The sequence below is a fragment of the Pseudomonas sp. BJP69 genome (assembly GCF_007633355.1).
GTDB classification, from domain to species: Bacteria; Pseudomonadota; Gammaproteobacteria; order Pseudomonadales; family Pseudomonadaceae; genus Aquipseudomonas; species Aquipseudomonas juntendi.
This window is the reverse complement of sequence record NZ_CP041933.1, coordinates 4488465-4511017: the sequence shown is the minus strand read 5'-3', so window position 1 is coordinate 4511017 and position 22553 is coordinate 4488465. Positions and strand designations below refer to the sequence as shown.

Sequence of the window (22553 nt, the reverse complement as noted above, 5' to 3'; positions counted from 1 at the left end):
TTAAATGGGGCGGTGGCCTTTGTTACGCGCAACAACGACCAGCCCGCGATACATAGAGCAAAAAAAACGTAGAGGGTTCAGCACTCGAAGGCGTTTTTCAGCCACTGAAGCGGTTTGCCTGCATGGTGGCTACCCTGCAGGGCGACAACGTCGAAGCGGCAGGGGTGGTTGCCCCATTGGGGCTCCTTGAGCAGGAACAGGCTGGCCGCATGCACCAGCCGTTTCTGCTTGCGCCCATCGATACTGGCGAGGGCGCCTCCGAAGGCCGCGTGCAACCGGTAGCGGACTTCGACGAATACTACTGTATCGGCGTCGAGCATGACCAGATCAAGCTCGCCGCCTTTGCATCGCCAGTTGCGCGCCAGTAGCCGCAGGCCTCGCCCCTGAAGGTACTCAAGGGCTTGGGTTTCTGCAGCGTGGCCGGCGCCGGTCGGTGATGCTGCAGCCATCAGCGCGGGGTATCAGGCAGGCGCTTGACTTGGCCGCCAGCGAATTCAGCCCATGGCAGTTGGCGCTCCACACGCTGGTTGGCGTTGATGCTCAAGCTGCCGGAAAGGCCCTGGACGCGGTTATCCGGCAGCGCCTTCAGTTGGCCCAGGCGTGGTGCCAGGCTGTAGGCATCGACGCCCATGGCGTACAGGCGGCCCAGGCTTCCGGCGGCTTGCGGCCACTGCTGAACCACCTGTTGGCGCAGGCTATTGCTGGTATCGAGCAGCCACGGGGTTTCGCAGAAGCGGATGCCGTTCATGTCGTTGTACTGGTTGACGTCACCGCTGGCGCTGTACAGGTTGGAAGTGGCGTATACCGGTACGTCACCGGCGTACTGGAAATTCAGGGTCGGCTTGATCTGCTGCGCTTGCTGAGGGGTAGAGGCAAGGAAGAGGAAGTCGATGTCCTGGCGGCGCGACGGTTGTGCGGCGATGTTGCCGCCAACCGTGCTCTGCAGGCTCTTGGCGCGGCTTTCGCTCTGGCGCAGCTGGAACAGGTCGGCAATCTGCTGGGCCAGCGCAACCGGTTGCGCGATGCGTTGGGCTGCGAGCACGGTGCCGCCATTGCCTTCCCAGTCCTGGCGGAAGGCGGCCAGCACGCGATCACCCCATTCGCCGCTCGGCACCAGGGCTACCGCGCGGACCATGCCATCGGCACGGGCGCGACGGGATACTTCGCGTGCTTCGTCCTCGGCCGCCAGGCCGAACTGGAACAATTGCGGCGGGGCCACCTGGCCAGCATCGGCGTAGTTGAGCGCCAGGGTGGTGATCGGCAGTTGCGGTTTGCTGGCCAATTGCTTGACCAGCGGTTTTTCCAGCGGGCCGATGACCAGCTGCACGCCTGCGGCCTGGGCCTGGCGGTAGAAGTCGTCGAGCGAGCCGATGCGCGAGCTGTCGAACACCTGCACCGCAGGGGCGGCTTGGCCAGCCTGCTGGGCCTGGAAGTGGGCGGCCATGAAGCCGTCACGCAGGGCCCGGGCAACCCCGGCCAGTGGCCCTTCCTGGGGCAGCAGCAGGGCGATTTTGGTCAGCGGTTGGCTGGCCAGTTCCTTGAGCTTGACCAGTGGCGCTGGCAACTGTTTGGCAGCCGGGTGGTCCGGGTGCTGTTTGACCCAGCTCTCGATGGCGCTCTGTTGCTGCTCAAGGGTGCCGGCACTTTTCACCGCCAGGGCCAGGCTGGTCCAGCCGGCCAGGGTCTGGTCAGTGGCCGGCTGCTGCAACTGCTCTGCCGGCAGCGAGGCGACCAAGGCCCAGATGGCGTCGTTGTTTGCGCTGGCGGCCTGGTCGCTGAGCAATGGGGCCAGCAGTACGCGCTGTTGCGCGGCGGCCAGGGCCTGGCCATCGGCCTCCAGCGCGGCGGCGTGCACGTAGTAGGTGCGCGCCTGCTGTTCCTTCGGCAGCTCGGGAACGTGCTGCAGGCTTGGGTGGGCCAGGGCGGCCAGGGCAGCCTTGGGTTGGTTGCGGCTCATGGCCAGTTCGGCCGCCAGGGTGCTGGCGAACACTTGCTGGGCCGGCTTGAGCGTGTCCAGCGGGACCTGCTCGAGAATGCGTGCGGCGCGGGGGAAGTCCTTCTGCTTGTAGGCCAGGTCGGCTGCGCTCAGGCGCAGCAGGGCGGCGTCTTGCGCAGACTTGCTGGAAGCAGCCTGCTCGAGCAGTTGCTCGATGCTGGCATCCGGGGTGCGTGGCAGTTCGCCCAGGCTGGATGAGGGCGAGCTGGCGCAGGCTGCCAGCAGGGCAGCGAGGCAGAGGGCTGTGAGCAGCCGCAGGCAAGCGATCATGTAAAGGTCCTGTTACTCGATCAAGTTGGCCGGCAATTGTACCCAAGCACTGGCCGGGGCGCGATGTTGCCGTGTCGATCCTTCACTATAGGTGGCTTGCCGCCGGTCGCGTATGTAGTTCTTTGCGCCCTGTTGCGGGCGCTCGGGCTACAATGGCGCCTTTGATCCGAATGACAGGTGTGCGCAGTGACTGATGTGGCAGGGGCTTCTAAACCCACCGTGGGAACGCTGTATGTGGTGGCAACTCCCATCGGCAACCTCGATGACATGAGCGCCCGGGCGCTCAAGGTGCTGGCAGACGTGGCGCTGATCGCAGCCGAAGACACCCGCCATTCAATCCGCCTGCTGCAACATTTTGGCATCGATACACCACTGGCGGCCTGCCACGAGCATAACGAGCGGGACGAAGGCGGGCGCTTTCTCGGCAAGCTGTTGGCCGGCGAAGATGTGGCGCTGGTTTCCGATGCCGGTACCCCGTTGATTTCCGACCCTGGCTACCACCTGGTGCGCCAGGCGCGGGCTGCCGGGGTCAGCGTGGTGCCTGTGCCGGGCGCCTGCGCCTTGATCGCGGCATTGTCGGCGGCAGGCCTGCCCTCGGACCGTTTCATTTTCGAAGGTTTCCTGCCGGCCAGGCAGGCGGGGCGCCTGGCACGCCTGGAGCAAGTGCGCGAAGAGCCGCGCACGCTGATTTTCTATGAAGCGCCGCACCGTATCCTCGAGTGCCTCGAGGACATGGAAACGGTGTTTGGCGGGGAGCGCCCGGCGTTGCTGGCGCGCGAACTGACGAAAACCTTCGAGACGCTCAAGGGCTTGCCACTGGCCGAGTTGCGGGCGTTCGTCGCTGGTGATAGCAATCAGCAGCGCGGTGAGTGCGTGGTACTGGTCGGTGGCTGGAGTGCACCGGAGGGCGAGCAGGCGATCAGTAGCGAGGCCCAGCGTGTGCTCGACCTGTTGCTGGCCGAGTTGCCGCTGAAGCGGGCGGCGGCGCTTGCCTCGGAAATTACCGGCGTGCGCAAGAACCTGTTGTATCAACGTGCCCTGGATAAACAGAAGGCCCAGTAGTGGCAAATTGATATAAATGCTGCTGGCGCTTGTTCTTGAGCGCGTGTGCCGTTAACCTTGTCGGCGGAGAGTCGATCGGACAGTCGCTGCCGTCTTTTGTTCCGCAAAAGTTCGGGGGAGGAAAGTCCGGGCTCCATAGGGCAGAGTGCCAGGTAACGCCTGGGAGGCGTGAGCCTACGGAAAGTGCCACAGAAAATAACCGCCTAAGCACTTCGGTGCCGGTAAGGGTGAAAAGGTGCGGTAAGAGCGCACCGCACGGCTGGCAACAGTTCGTGGCTAGGTAAACCCCACTCGGAGCAAGACCAAATAGGGTTCCATCAGGCGTGGCCCGCGTCGGAACCGGGTAGGTTGCTAGAGGCGTCCAGTGATGGCCGTCGTAGAGGAATGACTGTCCTCGACAAAACCCGGCTTACAGATCGACTCTCCACCTTTCTTTTCTGCATCTTTCGATAGCAGACCCCCCTTTGGTAATACCGAAAAAATCTTACTCTTAATAAATCACTTTAAGTTCAAGCCCCAGTGGCTTGTGCGGGTTTGATTTTTCTCGTGTTTTTTTCATTGTGAAATACCTTTCACAATCCTTTAACGCGCTAAATCTCGGTCCTGTAAGGCTTTTCCTTCCGAACGTGCCTTGACGGTGCCTCCGGCGGATTCCTATAGTGTGCGCAAGTGGCAGAAAGTGGGATGAAGTGGGTTTTCTGGCACAAAAAAGATAACATTGTGGGGAATCGCAGCCGTGTTCCGCGGAGCCAACGCCGTCAGTCTCGATGCCAAGGGCCGTCTCGCCATGCCGAGCCGGTACCGTGACGAGCTCGATTCGCGTTGCAACGGTCAGCTGATCGTGACCATCGACGCCGTGGACCCGTGTTTGTGTGTTTATCCCCTCGATGAGTGGGAACAGATAGAAGCCAAGTTGCGTGCCTTGCCATCGTTGCGTGAGGAAAACCGCCGCCTGCAGCGATTGCTGATTGGCAATGCGGTAGACCTGGAACTCGACGGCAGTGGGCGTTTCCTGGTGCCGCCCCGTTTGCGTGAGTACGCCAAGCTCGACAAGAAGGCGATGCTGGTGGGGCAACTGAACAAATTCCAGCTGTGGGATGAAGATGCCTGGAACGCGGTTTCGGCAGCCGACCTTGCAGCTATTCAACAACCGGGCGCCATGCCCGACGAATTGCGTGACCTGATCCTGTGACCATAGATAGCGGCTTCAACCACATTACCGTCCTGCTCGACGAAGCTGTCGAGGCATTGGCCTTGCGCGCCGACGGTTGCTATCTGGACGGCACGTTTGGCCGTGGCGGACACAGCCGCCTGATCCTCAGCAAGCTCGGGCCGCAAGGGCGGCTGCTGGGCTTCGACAAAGACCCACAAGCGATTGCCACAGGGCAAGCGCTGGCGGCCGAAGACGGCCGCTTTGTCATTGTGCAGCGCAGCTTTGCCGAGCTGGGCGCAGAAGTGTCCGAGCGCGGCCTGCATGGCAAGGTCAGCGGCGTGTTGCTGGACCTTGGCGTGTCCTCGCCGCAACTGGACGACCCCGAGCGGGGCTTCAGCTTTCTCAATGATGGCCCGCTGGACATGCGCATGAACCCCGATCAGGGCGTCAGCGCTGCCGAATTCATTGCCACCGCACCGGTGGAAGAAATTGCCCGCGTGTTCAAGGAATACGGCGAAGAGCGCTTTGCCGGGCGCATGGCGCGTGCCGTGGTCGAGCGCCGCGAAAAGCAGCCGTTCACCCGCACTGCCGACCTGGCAGAGGTGCTCAAGGTGGCCAACCCGGCCTGGGAAAAGGGCAAGAACCCGGCTACCCGCGCCTTCCAGGGCTTGCGCATTCACGTCAACAATGAACTGGGTGACCTGGAGGCGGGGCTCGAGGCCGCGCTCGACGCACTTGAAGTTGGCGGTCGGCTGGCGGTCATCAGCTTCCACTCGCTGGAAGACCGCATCGTCAAACTGTTCATGCGCAAGCTGGTCAAGGGCGAGGCCGACAACCTGCCACGCAACCTGCCGGTGCAGCACAAGGTCTTCGAGCCCAAGGTCAAGCTCATCGGCAAGGCCCAGTTCGCCTCCGAAGCCGAGCTCAAGGCCAACCCGCGGTCGCGCAGCGCCGTGATGCGTGTGGCGGAGAAGTTGCGGTGAGCAGGCTGTTCGCCAAGCCCTTGCCAGGCGGGAGCTTCCTGATGCTCCTGCTGTTCGTTGCCGTGCTGGTTTCGGCCATTGCGGTGTCCTACAGCGCGCACTGGAACCGCCAGTTGCTCAATACCCTGTACGGTGAGCTGAACGAGCGTGACAAGGCCCAGGCCGAGTGGGGCCGGTTGATCCTCGAGCAGAGCACCTGGACCGCGGCCAGCCGTATCGAAAACCTTGCGTCCGAGCAATTGAAGATGCGCGTGCCCGCGGCTGACGAAGTGCGGATGGTGGCGCCATGATGAAACTCGAAGGCGCACTGTACCCATGGCGTTTCCGCGTGGTCATCGGCCTGCTGGCACTCATGGTCGGCGCCATCTGCTGGCGCATCATCGACCTGCAGGTGGTCGACCGTGACTTCCTCAAGGGCCAGGGCGACGCGCGCAGCCTGCGCCATATCTCGATCCCGGCCCACCGTGGGCTGATTACCGACCGCAACGGTGAGCCATTGGCGGTCAGTACGCCGGTCACGACCCTGTGGGCCAACCCCAAGGAAATGCAGGCCTCCAAAGAGCGCTGGCCGCAATTGGCAGCAGCGTTGGGGCAAAACCCGCAGCAGCTGAGCGAGCGCCTGACCCAGCAGGCCAACAAAGAGTTCATCTACCTGGTCCGCGGCCTGACCCCGGAGCAGGGCCAGCATGTGCTCGACCTGAAAGTGCCCGGCGTGTACGGGCTGGAAGAATTCCGCCGGTTCTACCCGGCCGGTGATGTCACTGCGCATATGGTCGGCTTCACCGACCTGGACGACCACGGGCGCGAAGGGGTCGAGCTGGCCTATGACGAGTGGCTGGCCGGCGTGCCTGGCAAGCGCCAGGTCATCAAGGACCGGCGCGGCCGGCTGATCAAGGATATTCAGGTCACCAAGAACGCCAAGGCCGGGAAGACCTTGGCGTTGTCGATTGACCTGCGTCTGCAGTACCTGGCTACACGCGAGCTGCGCAACGCCATTGCCGAACAGAACGCCAAGGCCGGCAGTCTGGTGATCATGGACGTCAAGACCGGTGAGGTCCTGGCCATGGTCAACCAGCCGACCTACAACCCCAACAACCGCCGCAGCATGTTCCCGGCGGCCATGCGTAACCGGGCGATCATCGACGTGTTCGAGCCAGGTTCGACGGTGAAACCGATCTCCATGAGCGCAGCGCTGGAAAGCGGCCGCTGGAAACCTACCGACAAGGTGGAGGTATACCCCGGCAGCCTGCAGATCGGCCGCTACACCATCAAGGACGTGTCGCGCAGCGAGGGTCCGATCCTCGACCTGACCGGCATCCTGATCAACTCCAGTAACGTGGGCATGAGCAAGATCGCCTTCGACATCGGTGGCGAGGCCATCTACCGCGTGATGTCCCAGGTCGGCCTGGGCCAGTACACCGGCCTTGGCTTCCCGGGTGAGCGTGTCGGCAACCTGCCGAACCACCGCGAGTGGCGCAAGGCCGAGACGGCCACCCTGTCTTACGGCTACGGCGTGTCGGTGACCGCCCTGCAGTTGGTGCATGCCTACGCGGCATTGGCCAACGACGGCAAGATGGTCCCGCTGTCGATCCTCAAGGTGGACAAGGCGCCCGAGGCCGTGCAGGCCATTCCGAAAGAAACCGCGGAAACCATCCAGGGCATGTTGCAGCAGGTGATCGAGGCGCCGCGTGGGGTGTTCCGCGCCCAGGTGCCGTTCTACCACGTGGCCGGCAAGTCCGGTACTGCACGTAAAGCCACGGTGGGTTCCAAGGGGTACACCGAAAATGCCTACCGCTCGCTGTTCGCAGGCTTCGGCCCGATGAGCGATCCGCGTTACGCCATCGTCGTGGTGATCGACGAACCGGGCAAGGGTGGCTACTTCGGTGGCCTGGTTTCGGCACCGGTGTTCAGCAAGGTCATGTCCGGCACCCTGCGCCTGATGAACGTGCCGCCAGACAACCTGCCGCCGCCAGCTGCTGTTGCACCTGCCGGGCAACCCCAAGTCAATGCTGCCGCTGCCAAGGGAGGGCGTGGGTGATGACAATGCCATTGAGCAAACTGTTCGCACACGCCAGCCGCGATCCGATGATCCGCGAACTGACCCTGGACAGCCGCAACGTGCGCCCGGGTGACTTGTTCCTGGCAGTGCCGGGGGCCAAGGTCGATGGCCGTGGGCACATTGCCGATGCCTTGGCCCGTGGTGCTGCCGCCGTGGCTTATGAAGAGCAGGGCGCCAACGTGCTGCCGTTGACCGATGTGCCGCTGATCCCGGTCAAAGGCCTGATCGCTCAGCTGTCGGATATTGCCGGCCGCTTCTATGGCGAGCCCAGCCGGCAGCTGGACCTGGTCGGCGTGACCGGTACCAACGGCAAGACCAGTGTCACCCAGTTGCTGGCGCAGGCGTTGGAGCTGCTCGGCAAGCGCTGCGGCCTGATCGGCACCCTCGGTACCGGGTTCTACGGTGAACTGCAAAGTGGCCGCCTGACCACCCCTGACCCGATTGCCGTGCAGTCGACGCTGTATGGCCTGAAAAAGGCTGGCGCCAAAGCCGTGGCCATGGAGGTGTCCTCCCATGCCCTGGAACAAGGCCGCGTGGCTGCACTGGCTTTCGACATTGCGGTGATGACCAACCTGTCCCGCGATCACCTCGACTATCACGGCAGCATGCAGGCGTACGAAGCGGCCAAGGCCAAGCTGTTCGCCTGGCCGAGCCTGCGCTGCCAGGTGGTGAACCTGGACGACGAGTTCGGTCGGCGCCTGGCTCAAGCTTTCGACGATAGGGCGCCGGCAGATCCTATCGAGTCACGGCTGCTCAGCTATAGCCTGGAAAACCGGGACGCGGATCTGTTCTGCACCAAGGCCGAGTTCGATGACGATGGCGTGCGCGCCACATTGGTCACTGCCCAGGGTGAGCGCATTCTGCGCAGCCAGTTGCTCGGCCGTTTCAACCTGAGCAACATGCTGGCGGCGGTGGCAACCCTGCTGGCAATGGACTTTGCCCTTGACGAGATCCTCGGCGTCATCCCCAAACTGCAAGGGCCGGTAGGCCGCATGCAGCGCCTGGGTGGCGGCGCCAAGCCACTGGTGGTGGTCGACTACGCACATACGCCAGATGCGCTGGAGAAGGTTCTGGAAGCCCTGCGCCCGCATGCTCACGGCCAGCTGCTGTGCCTGTTCGGCTGCGGTGGCGACCGTGATCGCGGCAAGCGCCCACTGATGGCCGAAGTGGCCGAGCGCCTGGCGGACCGCGTACTGGTCACCGACGACAACCCGCGTAGCGAAGACCCGCTGCGTATCTTCGACGACATTCGCCCCGGTTTTGCCAAGCCTGACGGGGTGGAGTTCATCGCTGGCCGCGGCGCGGCCATTGCGCACCTGATTGCCACCGCTGCTGCCGACGACGTGATCGTGCTGGCCGGCAAGGGGCACGAGGATTACCAGGAGATCAACGGCGAGCGCCATGGTTTCTCCGACTTGATCGAAGCCGAAAAGGCACTTGCAGCCTGGGAGGCTCCGCATGCTTAAGCCCATGTCACTCAGCCAGCTGGCCCCGCTGCTGAACGGTCAGCAGATCGGCGCCGATGCGGCGTTCACCGGCGTCAGCATCGACAGCCGCAGTGTCAGTGCCGGGCAACTGTTCGTCGCCCTGACCGGCCCGCGTTTCGACGGCCACGACTACCTGGCCGATGTCAAAGCCAAGGGTGCCGTCGCGGCGCTGGTCGAGCGCGAGGTGGCCGATGTCGACCTGCCGCAATTGCGCGTGGCTGACTGCCGCCTGGCCCTGGGCCAGCTCGGGGCACTGAACCGTGCCGCCTACGACAAGCCAGTGGTGGCCATTACCGGTTCCAGCGGCAAGACCACAGTCAAGGAAATGCTTGCCAGCATCCTGCGCACCCGTGGTCTTGTGCACGCCACCCGTGGCAACCTCAACAACGACCTCGGTGCGCCGCTGACCCTGCTGGAAATCGCTGCGCAGCACAGTGCTGCGGTGATCGAGCTGGGCGCTTCGCGCATCGGTGAAATTCGCTACACCGTCGGCCTGACCCGGCCGCAGGTGGTCGTCATCAACAACGCCGGTACCGCCCACGTTGGCGAGTTCGGCGGCCCGGAGAAAATCGTCGAAGCCAAAGGCGAGATTCTTGAAGGCCTGGGCGAGGGCGGTATCGCCATTCTCAACCTGGACGACAAGGCCTTCGCGACCTGGAAGGCCCGTGCCGGGGCGCACAAGGTCATCAGCTTCGCCCGCAGCGACGCCCGTGCCGATTTCCATGCCAGCGCCATTGGGCGCGACGCCCGTGGTTGCCCGTCATTCCAGCTGCATGGCGCCGGCGAGGTGGCCCAGGTGCAGCTCAATGTGCTCGGTGAGCACAATGTCAGCAACGCCCTGGCCGCTGCCGCCGCTGCCCATGCCGTTGGTCTGAGCCTGGCTGGCATTGCAGCTGGCCTTGCGGCGGTGCAGCCGGTCAAGGGCCGCACCGTGGCGCAGATCGCGCCCAGTGGCGTGCGTGTGATCGACGACAGTTACAACGCAAATCCCACCTCGATGTGCGCGGCCATTGATATACTCGCCGGCTTCTCCGGCCGCACCGTCCTGGTGCTTGGGGATATCGGCGAACTGGGGCAGTGGGCGGAAGAAGGCCACCGGCAGGTGGGTGACTACGCGCGCGGCAAGGTCGACGCCCTGTACGCAGTGGGTTCCAACATGAAACATGCGGTCGAGGCGTTCGGCGCCAATGGCCGTCATTTCGCTACTCAAGCTGAGCTGATCGACGCGGTTAGTGCCGAAAACGCCAGCGACACCACTATTTTGATCAAGGGCTCGCGCAGCGCTGCGATGGAAAACGTCGTGGCGGCTTTGTGCGGTGCCAGCGGGGAGAAACATTAATGCTGCTGCTGTTGGCCGAGTATCTGCAACAGTTCCACAAAGGCTTCGCGGTCTTTCAGTACCTGTCCCTGCGCGGGATTCTGGGTGTACTGACCGCGTTGTCCCTGGCGCTGTGGCTGGGGCCGTGGATGATCCGTACGCTGCAAATTCGCCAGATCGGCCAGGCCGTACGTAATGACGGCCCGCAATCGCACCTGTCCAAGTCCGGCACCCCGACCATGGGCGGCGCACTGATCCTGTCGGCCATCGCTGTCAGCACCCTGCTGTGGGCCGACCTGAGCAACCGCTACGTCTGGGTGGTGCTGATCGTCACCCTGGCCTTCGGTGCCATCGGCTGGGTCGACGACTACCGCAAGGTGATCGAAAAGAATTCGCGGGGCCTGCCAAGCCGCTGGAAGTACTTCTGGCAGTCGGTGTTCGGCCTGGCGGCGGCGGTGTTCCTGTACAAGACCGCACCGACCAGCGTCGAAACCACGCTGATCCTGCCCTTCATCAAGGACGTCACCATTCCGCTGGGCGTCGGCTTCGTGGTGCTGACCTACTTCGTCATCGTCGGCTCCAGCAACGCGGTCAACCTCACCGACGGCCTCGACGGCCTGGCGATCATGCCCACGGTGATGGTCGGCGGCGCCTTGGGCATCTTCTGCTACCTGTCGGGTAACGTGAAATTCGCCGAGTACCTGCTGATTCCTTACGTGCCTGGCTCGGGCGAACTGATCGTGTTCTGTGGCGCCTTGATCGGTGCCGGCCTGGGCTTTTTGTGGTTCAACACCTACCCGGCACAAGTCTTCATGGGTGACGTCGGCGCGCTGGCGCTGGGCGCTGCCCTGGGCACCATCGCGGTGATCGTGCGCCAGGAAATCGTGCTGTTCATCATGGGCGGCATCTTTGTCGTGGAAACCCTGTCGGTGGTGATTCAAGTCGCCTCGTTCAAGCTGACCGGCAAACGGGTGTTCCGCATGGCACCGATCCACCACCACTTTGAACTCAAGGGCTGGCCAGAGCCACGCGTGATCGTCCGCTTCTGGATCATCACCGTGATCCTGGTGCTGATCGGCCTTGCCACCCTGAAACTGAGGTAGATGAGCGTGTCTTTGATCGCTTCCGACCAATTCCGCATCGTTGTCGGCCTCGGCAAGAGCGGCATGTCCCTGGTTCGCTTCCTGGCGAGCCGGGGCATTGCCTTTGCAGTCGCCGACACCCGCGAGCAACCGCCGGAACTGGACACCCTGCGCCGTGAGTACCCGCAGGTGGAAGTGCGCTGTGGTGAACTGGACGTTGACTTCCTGTGCCGCGCCAACGAACTGTACGTGAGCCCTGGCCTGGCCCTGGCTACCCCGGCCCTGCAGCAGGCCGCTGCGCGGGGCGTGCAGCTGTCGGGGGACATCGAGCTGTTCGCCCGCCATGCCAAGGCGCCGATCATCGCCATCAGCGGTTCCAACGCCAAGAGCACCGTGACCACGCTGGTGGGTGAAATGGCAGCCAAGGCCGGCAAGCGCGTGGCCGTGGGCGGTAACCTGGGGACCCCGGCACTGGACCTGCTGGCCGATGACGTCGAGCTGTACGTGCTGGAGCTGTCGAGCTTCCAGCTGGAAACCACCGACCAGCTCAATGCCGAAGTGGCCACCGTGCTGAACATCAGCGAAGACCACATGGACCGCTACAGCGGCCTGCCGGCCTATCACCTGGCCAAGCACCGCATCTTCCGCGGTGCCAGGCAGGTGGTCGTGAACCGCCAGGACGCCCTGAGCCGGCCACTGCCGGTAGAAGGCCGACCTTGCTGGTCCTTCGGCCTCAACCAACCAGACTTCAAGGCATTCGGCCTGCGCGAAGTGGATGGCGAGAAATACCTGGCGTTCGAATTCCAGGCATTGCTGCCGGTGCGCGAGCTGAAGATTCGCGGTGCCCATAACCAGAGCAATGCACTGGCGGCGCTGGCCTTGGGCCATGCTGCCGGGTTGCCGTTCGAGCCGATGCTCGAAGCGCTGCGCGAATTCGCGGGCCTGGCCCACCGTTGCCAGTGGGTGCGCGAGCGTGACGGCGTGAACTGGTACGACGATTCCAAGGCCACCAATGTCGGTGCTGCATTGGCCGCCATCGAAGGCCTGGGGGCCGATATCGAGGGCAAGCTGGTGTTGATCGCAGGTGGCGACGGCAAAGGCGCCGAGTTCGGCGCCCTGCGTGAACCGGTCAAGCGGTTTTGCCGCGCCGTGGTGTTGCTGGGCCGTGATGCCGAGCGCCTTGCCCAAGCCTTGGGTGATGACGTGCCGCTGGTGCGGGTAAAAACCCTCGACGACGCCGTGCAACAGTGCGCCGACCTGGCCCGGGCCGGGGATGCCGTGCTGTTGTCGCCAGCCTGCGCCAGCCTCGACATGTTCCGGAACTTCGAAGAACGCGGGCGGCTGTTCGCCCAGGCAGCGGGGGCCCTGGCATGATCTTCGGTGTGCTCAAGCCCTATCCGTCGCCGCTGATCAGCGGCCGTGGCATCGACCTCGACTTCGCGATGCTGGCCGGCTGCCTGGCCTTGCTCGGTCTGGGCCTGGTGATGATCACCTCGGCCTCCTCGGAAGTGGCTGCAGCGCAGTCGGGCAACCCGCTGTACCACATGTTCCGCCACCTGGTGTACGTGTTCCTGGGCCTGGTGGCTTGTGGTGCGACCCTGATGATCCCGATCGCCACCTGGCAGCGCATGGGCTTCCTCATGCTGCTGGGCGCCTTCGGCTTGCTGGTGCTGGTGCTGGTGCCGGGGATCGGCCGCGAAGTGAACGGCTCCATGCGCTGGATCGGCTTCAGCTTCTTCAACGTGCAGCCTTCGGAAATCGCCAAGGTGTTCGTGGTGGTCTACCTTGCCGGGTACCTGGTGCGCCGCCAGACCGAAGTCCGCGAGACCTGGATGGGCTTCTTCAAACCCTTCATCGTGTTGCTGCCAATGGCTGCGCTGCTGCTGATGGAACCGGACTTCGGCGCCACCGTGGTGATGATGGGCGCGGCCGCGGCCATGTTGTTCCTTGGCGGTGTCGGGCTGTTCCGCTTCAGCCTCATGGTGCTGCTGGCAGTGTTGGCGGTGTTCGTTCTGGTGCAGGCGCAGCCTTACCGCATGGCGCGCCTGATCACCTTTACCGACCCATGGTCCGACCAGTTCGGCTCCGGTTACCAGTTGACCCAGGCGTTGATCGCGTTCGGCCGTGGCGAGTGGCTGGGCGTTGGCCTGGGCAACAGCGTGCAGAAGCAGTTCTACCTGCCTGAAGCGCACACCGACTTCGTGTTCTCGGTACTGGCCGAAGAGCTGGGCGTGGTCGGCTCGCTGGTGACCATCGCCCTGTTCGTGTTCGTGACCGTCCGCGCCCTGTACATCGGCCTGTGGGCGGAGAAGGCCAAGCAGTTCTTCGCCGCGTACATGGCGTTCGGCCTGGCCTTCCTGTGGATCGGCCAGTTCCTGATCAACATCGGGGTGAATGTCGGCTTGCTGCCGACCAAAGGCCTGACCCTGCCGTTCCTCAGCTACGGGGGCAGCTCGCTGGTCATCTGTTGTGCTTGCGTGGGCTTGTTGTTGCGTATCGAGTGGGAAAGCCGTACGCACCTGGGCAGCGAGGAGCACGAATTCAGCGAAAGCGATTTTGCCGAGGAGACCAGTCATGGCCGCTGACGGCAAGAACGTACTGATCATGGCCGGCGGTACCGGCGGGCACGTGTTCCCGGCCCTGGCCTGCGCCCGTGAGTTCCAGGCGCGCGGGTACAGCGTGCACTGGCTGGGCACCCCGCGCGGCATCGAGAATGAACTGGTGCCCCAGGCCGGCCTGCCGCTGCACCTGATCCAGGTCAGCGGCCTGCGCGGCAAAGGCAAGCTGTCGTTGCTCAAGGCACCCTTGACCCTGGTCAAGGCCGTTCTCCAGGCAAGGCGGATCATTCGCCAGCTCAAGCCGGTGTGCGTGCTGGGCTTTGGTGGTTATGTGACCGGCCCCGGCGGCGTGGCCGCGCGGCTGTGTGGCGTGCCGCTGGTGATCCATGAGCAGAACGCCCGCGCCGGTACCGCCAACCGCTTGCTGGTGCCGCTGTCTGCGCGGGTTTGCGAGGCGTTCCCGAACACCTTCGAGGCCAGCGACAAGCGCCGCACCACCGGCAACCCGGTGCGCCCCGAGCTGTTCCTGGATGCGCCGCGCGCGCCCCTGGCCGAACGCCGGGCACGGCTGTTGGTGCTGGGCGGCAGCCTGGGGGCGGAACCATTGAACAAATTGTTGCCTAAGGCCCTGTCCGAAGTGCCTGCTGCCGTGCGGCCCGAGGTGTTTCATCAGGCCGGCAAGCAGCACGCGCAGATCACCGCCGAGCGTTATCACGAGGCCGGCGTCGAGGCTCAGGTCGAGCCTTTCATCAAGGACATGGCCCAAGCCTATGGCTGGGCCGACATGGTGGTGTGTCGGGCGGGTGCGCTGACCGTCAGCGAGTTGGCGGCGGCAGGCCTGCCTTCGGTGCTGGTGCCGTTGCCTCACGCAATCGACGATCACCAGACCCACAACGCCCAATATCTGGCTCGCGAAGGTGCTGCCTTCCTGATGCCACAAGCGACAACTGGCGCAGCGCAGCTCGCTGAACGCCTGAACGAGGTGCTGATGCAACCCGAGAAACTCAATGTCATGGCAGGTACCGCACGGCGCCTGGCCAAACCTGCAGCAACCAGCACCGTGGTCGATATCTGCCTGGAGGTGGCCCATGGTTGAAAGCCAGAAAGCCATGCCCCAGCCGAAAATGGGTCGTATCCGCCGCATTCACTTCGTCGGTATCGGCGGCGTGGGCATGTGCGGCATTGCCGAAGTGTTGCTGAACCTGGGCTATGAAGTGTCCGGTTCCGACCTGAAAGCCTCCCCGGTCACCGAGCGCCTGGAGTCATTCGGTGCCGAGATCTTCGTCGGCCATCGTGCCGAGAACGCTGCCACTGCCGATGTGCTGGTGGTTTCCAGCGCCATCAACCCGGCCAACCCGGAAGTGGCCACCGCCCTCGAGCGGCGCATTCCGGTGGTACCGCGTGCCGAGATGCTCGCCGAACTGATGCGCTACCGCCACGGTGTGGCAGTCGCCGGTACACACGGCAAGACCACCACCACCAGCCTGCTGGCCTCGGTATTCGCCGCAGGCGGTCTGGATCCGACCTTCGTCATCGGTGGTCGCCTGACTGCGGCCGGCACCAATGCCCAGTTGGGCACCAGCCGCTACCTGATCGCCGAAGCCGATGAAAGCGATGCCAGCTTCCTGCACCTGCAACCGATGGTGGCTGTGGTCACCAACATCGACGCCGACCACATGGCGACCTATGAAGGCGACTTCAACAAACTGAAGAAAACCTTCGTCGAGTTCCTGCACAACCTGCCGTTCTATGGCCTGGCGGTGATGTGCCTGGACGACCCGGTGGTGCGCGAGATTCTGCCGCAGGTGAAGCGCCCGACCGTGACCTACGGTTTCAGCGAAGAGGCCGACATCCGCGCCATCAATGTGCGCCAGCAGGGTATGCAGACCCATTTCACCGTGCTGCGCCGCGACTGCGAGCCGCTGGACGTGTCGGTGAACATGCCGGGCAACCACAACGTGCTCAATGCCCTGGCCACCATCGCCATTGCCACTGACGAAGGCATCACCGACGAAGCCATCGTGCAGGGCCTTTCCGGCTTCCAGGGCGTTGGGCGTCGCTTCCAGGTCTACGGCGAGCTGCCGGTCGAAGACGGCAGCGTGATGCTGGTCGATGACTACGGCCACCACCCGACCGAAGTGGCCGCCGTGATCAAGGCTGTGCGTGGTGGCTGGCCAAGCCGCCGCCTGGTGATCGTCTACCAGCCGCACCGCTATAGCCGCACCCGCGACCTGTACGACGATTTCGTTCAGGTGCTGGGCGATGCCAACGTGCTGCTGCTGATGGAGGTGTACCCGGCTGGCGAAGAGCCCATCCCCGGTGCCGACAGCCGGCAGCTGTGCCACAGCATTCGCCAGCGCGGCAAGCTCGACCCGATCTACATCGAACGTGGCGCCGAGCTGGCGCCACTGGTCAAGCCGTTGCTGCGCGCTGGCGACATCCTGCTCTGTCAGGGTGCCGGTGACGTTGGCGGCCTGGCCCCGCAACTGATGAAAAGCCCGCTGTTCGCTGGCGCCAAGCAGGAGAAGTCGAAATGACCAGCGCCTACGACAAGCTGCACTCTACCCTCGACGTGAAAGCGTTTGGCCGCGTTGCCGTGCTGTACGGCGGCAAGAGTGCCGAGCGCGAAGTGTCGCTCAAGTCCGGCACCGCCGTGATCGATGCGCTGACCTCCGCCGGTGTGGACGTCGTTGCCATCGACGTCGGTGACGACCTGCTCGACCGCCTGCAGAACGAGAAGATCGACCGCGCCTTCATCATCCTCCACGGCCGTGGCGGTGAGGATGGCAGCATGCAGGGGCTGCTGGAGTGCCTGGGCATCCCTTATACCGGTAGCGGCATCCTCGCTTCGGCCCTGGCCATGGACAAGCTGCGTACCAAGCAGGTGTGGCAGAGCCTGGGCATTCCTACCCCGCGCCACGCGGTGCTGGCGAGTGAAAGCGATTGTTTGCAGGCCAGTACGGAACTGGGCTTCCCGCTGATCGTCAAACCCGCCCATGAAGGCTCTAGCATCGGCATGGCCAAGGTGAACAGCGCCGAGGAACTGATCGCCGCCTGGCAAGACGCTGCCCAGTACGATTCCCAGGTACTGGTAGAGCAGTGGATCCACGGCCCGGAGTTCACCATTGCGGTGCTGCGCGGCCAGGTGCTGCCGCCGATCGCCCTGGGTACACCGCACGTGTTCTACGACTACGACGCCAAGTACATCGCCAACGATACCCAGTACCGCATTCCGTGCGGCCTGGATAGCGCCAAGGAACAGGAACTGATCGACCTGACCGCCCGTGCCTGTGATGCCGTTGGCATCGAGGGCTGGGGGCGGCTGGACGTGATGCAGGACGAGCAAGGCCGGTTCTGGCTGCTCGAAGTAAACACCGCACCCGGCATGACCGATCATAGCCTGGTGCCCATGGCGGCCCGCGCGGCTGGCCTGGACTTCCAGCAACTGGTGCTGGCAATCCTGGCCGAAAGCGTGGCGACGCGAGGTTAATCATCATGCAAGGCGCAATGATACGTCAGCAGCAACCCGTAACCGGCCGTAGCAAGCCGGTGCCGCGTGGTGCCAGCAGGCTGGTGGCCGACGAGCCCGTATCGGCGCGCCTGCCGCGGCCCAGCCTCGGCGGCCTGAAGCGCCTGCTGTGGCCGGTATTGCTGGTGGCAGCAGGCTTCGGTGCCTACGAAGGGGCCATTCGCCTGATGCCTTATGCCGACCGGCCCATCGCCAAGATCGATGTGCAGGGCGACCTCACCTACATCAGCCAGCAGTCGGTGCAGCAGCGTATCGCCCCTTACGTGGCCGCGAGCTTCTTCAGTGTCGACCTGCCGGCGATGCGTGCGGAGCTCGAACAGATGCCCTGGATCGCCCACGCTGAAGTACGCCGGGTGTGGCCTGACGAGGTGGTCATCCGCCTGGAAGAACAGCTGCCGGTGGCGCGCTGGGGCGACGAAGCCTTGCTCAACAACCAGGGCCAGGCATTCACCCCGCGTGAGCTGGCCAACTATGAGCACCTGCCGCAGCTTGCCGGGCCGCAGCGTGCCCAGCAACAAGTCATGCAGCAGTATCAGGTATTGAGCCAGATGCTGCGCCCCTTGGGCTTTTCCATCGCTCGCCTGGAGCTGCGCGAGCGAGGCAGCTGGTTCCTGACCACTGGCGCGAGCAGCGCCGGGCCGGGCATCGAGCTGCTGCTGGGGCGCGACCATCTGGTGGAGAAGATGCGCCGTTTCATTGCCATTTACGACAAGACACTCAAAGACCAGATCAGCACTATCGCCCGCATTGATCTGCGTTATTCCAACGGACTTGCCGTTGGTTGGCGGGAACCGATTGCACCGACGACGGCCCAACCCGCCGTTGCGAAGAATTAGAGAGAGGCAGGACCATGGCAAACGCGCATAGCGGCAAAATGATCGTCGGGCTGGATATTGGCACCTCCAAGGTGGTGGCACTGGTCGGCGAAGTGGGCGAAGACGGCACCCTGGAAATCGTCGGTATCGGCACACACCCGTCCCGCGGCCTGAAAAAAGGCGTGGTGGTGAACATCGAGTCGACCGTGCAATCGATCCAGCGCGCCGTCGAAGAAGCGCAGCTGATGGCCGGCTGCCGCATCCACTCGGCGTTCGTGGGCGTCGCCGGTAACCATATCCGCAGCCTGAACTCCCACGGCATCGTCGCCATCCGTGACCGCGAGGTCAGCCTGGCCGACCTGGAGCGGGTACTGGACGCGGCCCAGGCGGTGGCCATCCCGGCCGACCAGCGCGTGCTGCACACCCTGCCGCAGGACTACGTGATCGACAACCAGGAAGGCGTCCGCGAGCCGCTGGGCATGTCTGGCGTGCGTCTGGAAGCCAAGGTGCACGTGGTGACCTGCGCGGTCAACGCGGCACAGAACATCGAAAAGTGCGTGCGCCGCTGCGGCCTGGAAATCGACGACATCATCCTCGAGCAGCTGGCTTCGGCCTATTCGGTGCTCACCGACGATGAAAAGGAACTGGGCGTGTGCCTGGTCGACATCGGTGGCGGTACCACCGACATCGCCATCTTCACCGAAGGCGCGATCCGCCACACCGCTGTCATTCCGATTGCCGGCGACCAGGTGACCAACGACATCGCCATGGCCCTGCGTACCCCGACCCAGTACGCCGAAGAAATCAAGATCCGCTACGCCTGCGCCCTGGCCAAACTGGCGGGCGCTGGCGAGACCATCAAGGTGCCGAGCGTGGGCGACCGCCCACCGCGCGAGCTGTCGCGTCAGGCCCTGGCCGAGGTGGTGGAGCCGCGTTACGACGAGCTCTTCACCCTGATCCAGGCCGAACTGCGCCGCAGCGGGTACGAGGACCTGGTGCCAGCGGGCATCGTCCTCACCGGCGGTACCGCGAAGATGGAAGGTGCCGTGGAACTGGCCGAGGAAATCTTCCACATGCCGGTACGCCTGGGCGTACCGCACAGCGTTCGGGGCCTGAGCGACGTGGTTCGCAACCCCATTTATTCCACCGGCGTGGGCTTGCTCACCTACGGCCTGCTCAAGCAGTCCGAGGACATGGTCCTGACCGGCAGCAGCAACAGCAGCAACAACAGCTATGGCGATGAACCGAAGGCCCCAGTGCTTGAACGCTTCAAGCGCTGGGTACAGGGCAACTTCTAAGTTTCAAAGCAGTAGTGGTAGGCGCAACAACTAGAGAACTGTAAGGAGAGGGAAAATGTTCGAGCTCGTAGACAACGTCCCGCAAAGCCCGGTCATCAAAGTGATCGGCGTTGGTGGTGGTGGCGGCAACGCCGTCAACCACATGGTCAAGAGCAGCATCGAAGGCGTGGAATTCATCTGCGCCAACACGGATGCTCAGGCCCTGAAAAACATTGGTGCACGCACCATCCTGCAATTGGGCACTGGCGTGACCAAGGGCCTGGGTGCTGGTGCCAATCCGGAAGTCGGCCGTCAGGCCGCACTGGAAGACCGTGAGCGCATCGCCGAAGTGCTGCAAGGCACCAACATGGTGTTCATCACCACTGGCATGGGCGGCGGTACCGGTACCGGTGCTGCACCGATCATCGCCGAAGTGGCCAAGGAAATGGGCATCCTCACCGTAGCCGTGGTGACCCGTCCGTTCCCGTTCGAGGGCCGCAAGCGCATGCAGATCGCCGATGAAGGCATCCGCATGCTGGCTGAAAGCGTCGACTCGTTGATCACCATCCCCAACGAGAAACTGCTGACCATCCTGGGCAAGGATGCCAGCCTGCTGTCCGCCTTCGCCAAGGCCGATGATGTACTGGCCGGTGCCGTGCGCGGTATCTCCGACATCATCAAGCGCCCGGGCATGATCAACGTCGACTTCGCCGACGTGCGCACCGTCATGGGTGAAATGGGCATGGCGATGATGGGTACTGGTTGCGCCAGCGGCCCGAACCGTGCACGCGAAGCCACCGAAGCAGCCATCCGCAACCCGCTGCTGGAAGATGTCAACCTGCAGGGCGCCCGCGGCATCCTGGTGAACATCACCGCTGGCCCGGACCTGTCGCTGGGTGAATACTCCGACGTGGGTAGCATCATCGAAGCCTTCGCCTCTGACCACGCCATGGTCAAGGTTGGTACCGTGATCGATCCGGACATGCGTGACGAACTGCACGTGACCGTTGTGGCCACCGGCCTGGGCGCGCGTATCGAGAAGCCTGTGAAAGTGGTCGACAACACCCTGCAGACTGCCCAGCAGGCGTACGAAGCGTCCAACCCGGCGCCAGTTCGTCAGGAGCAGCCAGCCGTGAACTACCGTGACCTGGAGCGCCCGACCGTAATGCGCAACCAGGCCCACGCCGGTGCTGCGGCAGCCGCGAAAATGAACCCTCAGGATGACCTGGATTACCTGGATATCCCGGCATTCCTGCGTCGTCAGGCTGATTAATGGAATTTATCAGGGGTATAAAGGTGATTGGTATTCATCAAAGGTTGGGTCTGTTATCATCCCCAGCCTTTGTTGATACCTGTTCGCAATTTGCGCTGAAGCGGCCAATGCCATGATTAAACAACGCACCCTGAAGAATACCATCCGTGCCACAGGTGTCGGCCTGCACTCCGGGGAGAAGGTTTACCTGACCCTCAAGCCTGCACCTGTTGACACCGGCATCGTCTTCCGCCGCGCCGACCTCGACCCTGTGGTCGAGATCCCTGCGCGTGCGGCCAACGTCGGCGAGACCACCATGTCGACGACGCTGGTCAACGGTGACGTCAAGGTCGATACGGTCGAGCACCTGCTCTCCGCCATGGCGGGCCTGGGCATCGATAACGCCTACGTCGAGCTCTCCGCCTCGGAAGTGCCGATCATGGATGGCAGCGCCGGTCCCTTCGTATTCCTGATTCAGTCTGCCGGCCTGGAAGAACAGGACGCAGCCAAGAAGTTCATCCGCATCCTGCGTGAGGTGACTGTGGAAGAGGGCGACAAGCGCGCCACTTTCCTGCCTTTCGACGGTTTCAAGGTGAGCTTCGAGATCGACTTCGATCACCCGGTCCTCAAGGGCCAGACCCAGAGCGCGGTTGTCGACTTCTCCAGCACCTCGTTCGTGAAGGAAGTCAGCCGCGCCCGCACGTTCGGTTTCATGCGTGACATCGAGTACCTGCGCAAGCACAACCTTGCGTTGGGTGGCAGTGTCAAGAATGCCATCGTGGTCGACGAGACAGGTGTGCTCAACGAAGACGGCCTTCGTTCCGATGACGAATTCGTCAAGCACAAGATCCTCGACGCCATTGGCGACCTCTACCTGCTGGGCAACAGCCTGATCGGCGAGTTCAAGGGCTACAAGTCCGGCCACGCGCTGAACAACCAGCTGTTGCGCAAGCTGATTGCCGAAACCGATGCCTGGGAAGTGGTCACGTTCGAAGATGCCAGTACGGCACCGATCTCGTACATGCGCCCTGTTGCGGCCGTGTAAGTTCGAACACTCTCTCTAGTGTTGTAATCAAGGCCACCTTCGGGTGGCCTTTTTTATTGCTTGTCGCCAGCGTGGGCGGCCAAGCGCTCCAGTGCAGCGCGCAGCTTGGGGTCGGCGATGCCCTCGGCGGTGTCACGCAGGCTTGCCGCGGCGCTGGTGGACAGCTCGGCAGCATGCCCGCCGCGTTTGGCCGGTACCAGGGGCGGCTGCACCTTATAGAGGATGCGCCGGAGGTTGCCAAAGGCCTCCATGGCCTGCAATGCGGCCAGCAGGCGCTTCTGCTGGTAGCGCAGGCGGGTAGCCCAATGGCCATCGGTCACCACCAGCAACAAGGTGCCATCGCGCCATGAGGCCACGTGGCAATGCTCGCGGGCAGCCGGTTGCAGCTGGCTTTCCAGCAGGCGCTGCAGGTGTTCCAGGCGTTCGGCCTGGTTCAGCAGCAGGCGCAGCGGGCGCACCTGGCGCAGCAGGGCCGAGGGTGGCTGGGCGGGGGAGGGTTTGTAGGCCATGGGGGTACGCATGAGGTTACAAGATCGGCAGTTTAACACCTGTAGAACCTGTGCTGGCCGCTTCGCGGGCACAGGCAACGCAAGATAAGACTGGTTCTCGATACCTTTCATGTTGCCAAACCTTGAACTCAGGGAAAATGCCCCTATCTAAACCAAGC

General features: G+C 63.6%; 20 protein-coding genes and 1 other RNA gene. 18 read left to right on the top strand and 3 right to left on the bottom strand.

Annotation, left to right across the window (positions count from 1 at the left end):
- Positions 1-77: 77 nt before the first annotated feature.
- A complete protein-coding gene (locus tag FPB55_RS21110; RefSeq protein ID WP_115294695.1) occupies positions 78-449 on the bottom strand; it encodes a YraN family protein in 372 nt (123 codons plus the stop codon).
- Positions 449-2266 carry a penicillin-binding protein activator gene (locus FPB55_RS21105; protein WP_144189214.1) on the bottom strand — a complete coding sequence of 606 codons (1818 nt, stop codon included), beginning with the start codon at positions 2264-2266 and terminating at the stop codon, positions 449-451. The genes FPB55_RS21110 and FPB55_RS21105 overlap by 1 nt, the downstream gene beginning before the upstream one ends.
- A 186-nt stretch (positions 2267-2452) precedes the next feature.
- Between FPB55_RS21105 and rsmI the strand changes: the two genes are divergently transcribed.
- The 18 genes from rsmI to lpxC all read left to right on the top strand — a co-directional run bounded on the left by rsmI (position 2453) and on the right by lpxC (position 21886).
- Entirely contained in the window at positions 2453-3328 is an 876-nt protein-coding gene (gene rsmI, locus FPB55_RS21100) for a 16S rRNA (cytidine(1402)-2'-O)-methyltransferase (RefSeq protein WP_033690725.1), read from the top strand.
- A gap of 67 nt (positions 3329-3395) precedes the next feature.
- Positions 3396-3756, top strand: an RNA gene (gene rnpB, locus FPB55_RS21095) — RNase P RNA component class A.
- A gap of 308 nt (positions 3757-4064) precedes the next feature.
- On the top strand, positions 4065-4520 hold the full coding sequence (gene mraZ, locus FPB55_RS21090) for a division/cell wall cluster transcriptional repressor MraZ (protein ID WP_004575120.1): 456 nt from the start codon (positions 4065-4067) through the stop codon (positions 4518-4520).
- 2 nt (positions 4521-4522) lie between these two features.
- A complete protein-coding gene (gene rsmH / locus FPB55_RS21085) occupies positions 4523-5464 on the top strand; it encodes a 16S rRNA (cytosine(1402)-N(4))-methyltransferase RsmH (RefSeq protein WP_178097543.1) in 942 nt (313 codons plus the stop codon).
- Positions 5461-5754 carry a cell division protein FtsL gene (gene ftsL / locus FPB55_RS21080; RefSeq protein ID WP_009684421.1) on the top strand — a complete coding sequence of 98 codons (294 nt, stop codon included), beginning with the start codon at positions 5461-5463 and terminating at the stop codon, positions 5752-5754. Before rsmH ends, ftsL begins: the two co-directional genes overlap by 4 nt.
- Positions 5754-7502 carry a penicillin-binding protein 2 gene (locus tag FPB55_RS21075; RefSeq protein ID WP_009684420.1) on the top strand — a complete coding sequence of 583 codons (1749 nt, stop codon included), beginning with the start codon at positions 5754-5756 and terminating at the stop codon, positions 7500-7502. The genes ftsL and FPB55_RS21075 overlap by 1 nt, the downstream gene beginning before the upstream one ends.
- The gene (locus tag FPB55_RS21070) at positions 7502-8989 is read left to right on the top strand and encodes a UDP-N-acetylmuramoyl-L-alanyl-D-glutamate--2,6-diaminopimelate ligase (protein WP_115294693.1); all 1488 of its coding nucleotides are present in this window, start codon (positions 7502-7504) and stop codon (positions 8987-8989) included. Before FPB55_RS21075 ends, FPB55_RS21070 begins: the two co-directional genes overlap by 1 nt.
- Positions 8982-10349, top strand: coding sequence for a UDP-N-acetylmuramoyl-tripeptide--D-alanyl-D-alanine ligase (gene murF / locus FPB55_RS21065; RefSeq protein WP_029886555.1), 1368 nt, complete (start codon positions 8982-8984; stop codon positions 10347-10349). Before FPB55_RS21070 ends, murF begins: the two co-directional genes overlap by 8 nt.
- Positions 10349-11431: a phospho-N-acetylmuramoyl-pentapeptide-transferase gene (gene mraY, locus FPB55_RS21060; protein WP_003251852.1), complete on the top strand. Its 1083-nt coding sequence runs from the start codon at positions 10349-10351 to the stop codon at positions 11429-11431. Before murF ends, mraY begins: the two co-directional genes overlap by 1 nt.
- 6 nt (positions 11432-11437) lie before the next feature.
- Positions 11438-12784, top strand: a complete 1347-nt coding sequence (gene murD, locus FPB55_RS21055; protein WP_110675753.1) for a UDP-N-acetylmuramoyl-L-alanine--D-glutamate ligase — start codon at positions 11438-11440, stop codon at positions 12782-12784.
- Positions 12784-13995, top strand: coding sequence for a putative lipid II flippase FtsW (gene ftsW / locus FPB55_RS21050; RefSeq protein WP_177331337.1), 1212 nt, complete (start codon positions 12784-12786; stop codon positions 13993-13995). Before murD ends, ftsW begins: the two co-directional genes overlap by 1 nt.
- Positions 13985-15064: an undecaprenyldiphospho-muramoylpentapeptide beta-N-acetylglucosaminyltransferase gene (murG, locus tag FPB55_RS21045; RefSeq protein ID WP_029886558.1), complete on the top strand. Its 1080-nt coding sequence runs from the start codon at positions 13985-13987 to the stop codon at positions 15062-15064. Before ftsW ends, murG begins: the two co-directional genes overlap by 11 nt.
- On the top strand, positions 15057-16505 hold the full coding sequence (murC, locus tag FPB55_RS21040) for a UDP-N-acetylmuramate--L-alanine ligase (RefSeq protein WP_029886559.1): 1449 nt from the start codon (positions 15057-15059) through the stop codon (positions 16503-16505). The genes murG and murC overlap by 8 nt, the downstream gene beginning before the upstream one ends.
- On the top strand, positions 16502-17458 hold the full coding sequence (locus FPB55_RS21035; protein WP_144189210.1) for a D-alanine--D-alanine ligase: 957 nt from the start codon (positions 16502-16504) through the stop codon (positions 17456-17458). The genes murC and FPB55_RS21035 overlap by 4 nt, the downstream gene beginning before the upstream one ends.
- Positions 17459-17463: 5 nt before the next feature.
- On the top strand, positions 17464-18333 hold the full coding sequence (locus FPB55_RS21030) for a cell division protein FtsQ/DivIB (protein ID WP_029886561.1): 870 nt from the start codon (positions 17464-17466) through the stop codon (positions 18331-18333).
- Between the two features lie 14 nt (positions 18334-18347).
- Complete coding sequence (gene ftsA, locus FPB55_RS21025) at positions 18348-19610, top strand: cell division protein FtsA (protein ID WP_009684408.1); 1263 nt, start codon at positions 18348-18350, stop codon at positions 19608-19610.
- A 55-nt stretch (positions 19611-19665) separates the two neighbouring features.
- Positions 19666-20862 carry a cell division protein FtsZ gene (ftsZ, locus tag FPB55_RS21020; protein ID WP_009684407.1) on the top strand — a complete coding sequence of 399 codons (1197 nt, stop codon included), beginning with the start codon at positions 19666-19668 and terminating at the stop codon, positions 20860-20862.
- A 112-nt stretch (positions 20863-20974) separates the two neighbouring features.
- The gene (lpxC, locus tag FPB55_RS21015; RefSeq protein WP_144189209.1) at positions 20975-21886 is read left to right on the top strand and encodes a UDP-3-O-acyl-N-acetylglucosamine deacetylase; all 912 of its coding nucleotides are present in this window, start codon (positions 20975-20977) and stop codon (positions 21884-21886) included.
- A 53-nt stretch (positions 21887-21939) separates the two neighbouring features.
- Here lpxC and FPB55_RS21010 read toward each other — a convergent pair whose 3' ends face one another.
- On the bottom strand, positions 21940-22395 hold the full coding sequence (locus FPB55_RS21010; RefSeq protein WP_009684406.1) for a DciA family protein: 456 nt from the start codon (positions 22393-22395) through the stop codon (positions 21940-21942).
- Positions 22396-22553 lie beyond the last annotated feature (158 nt).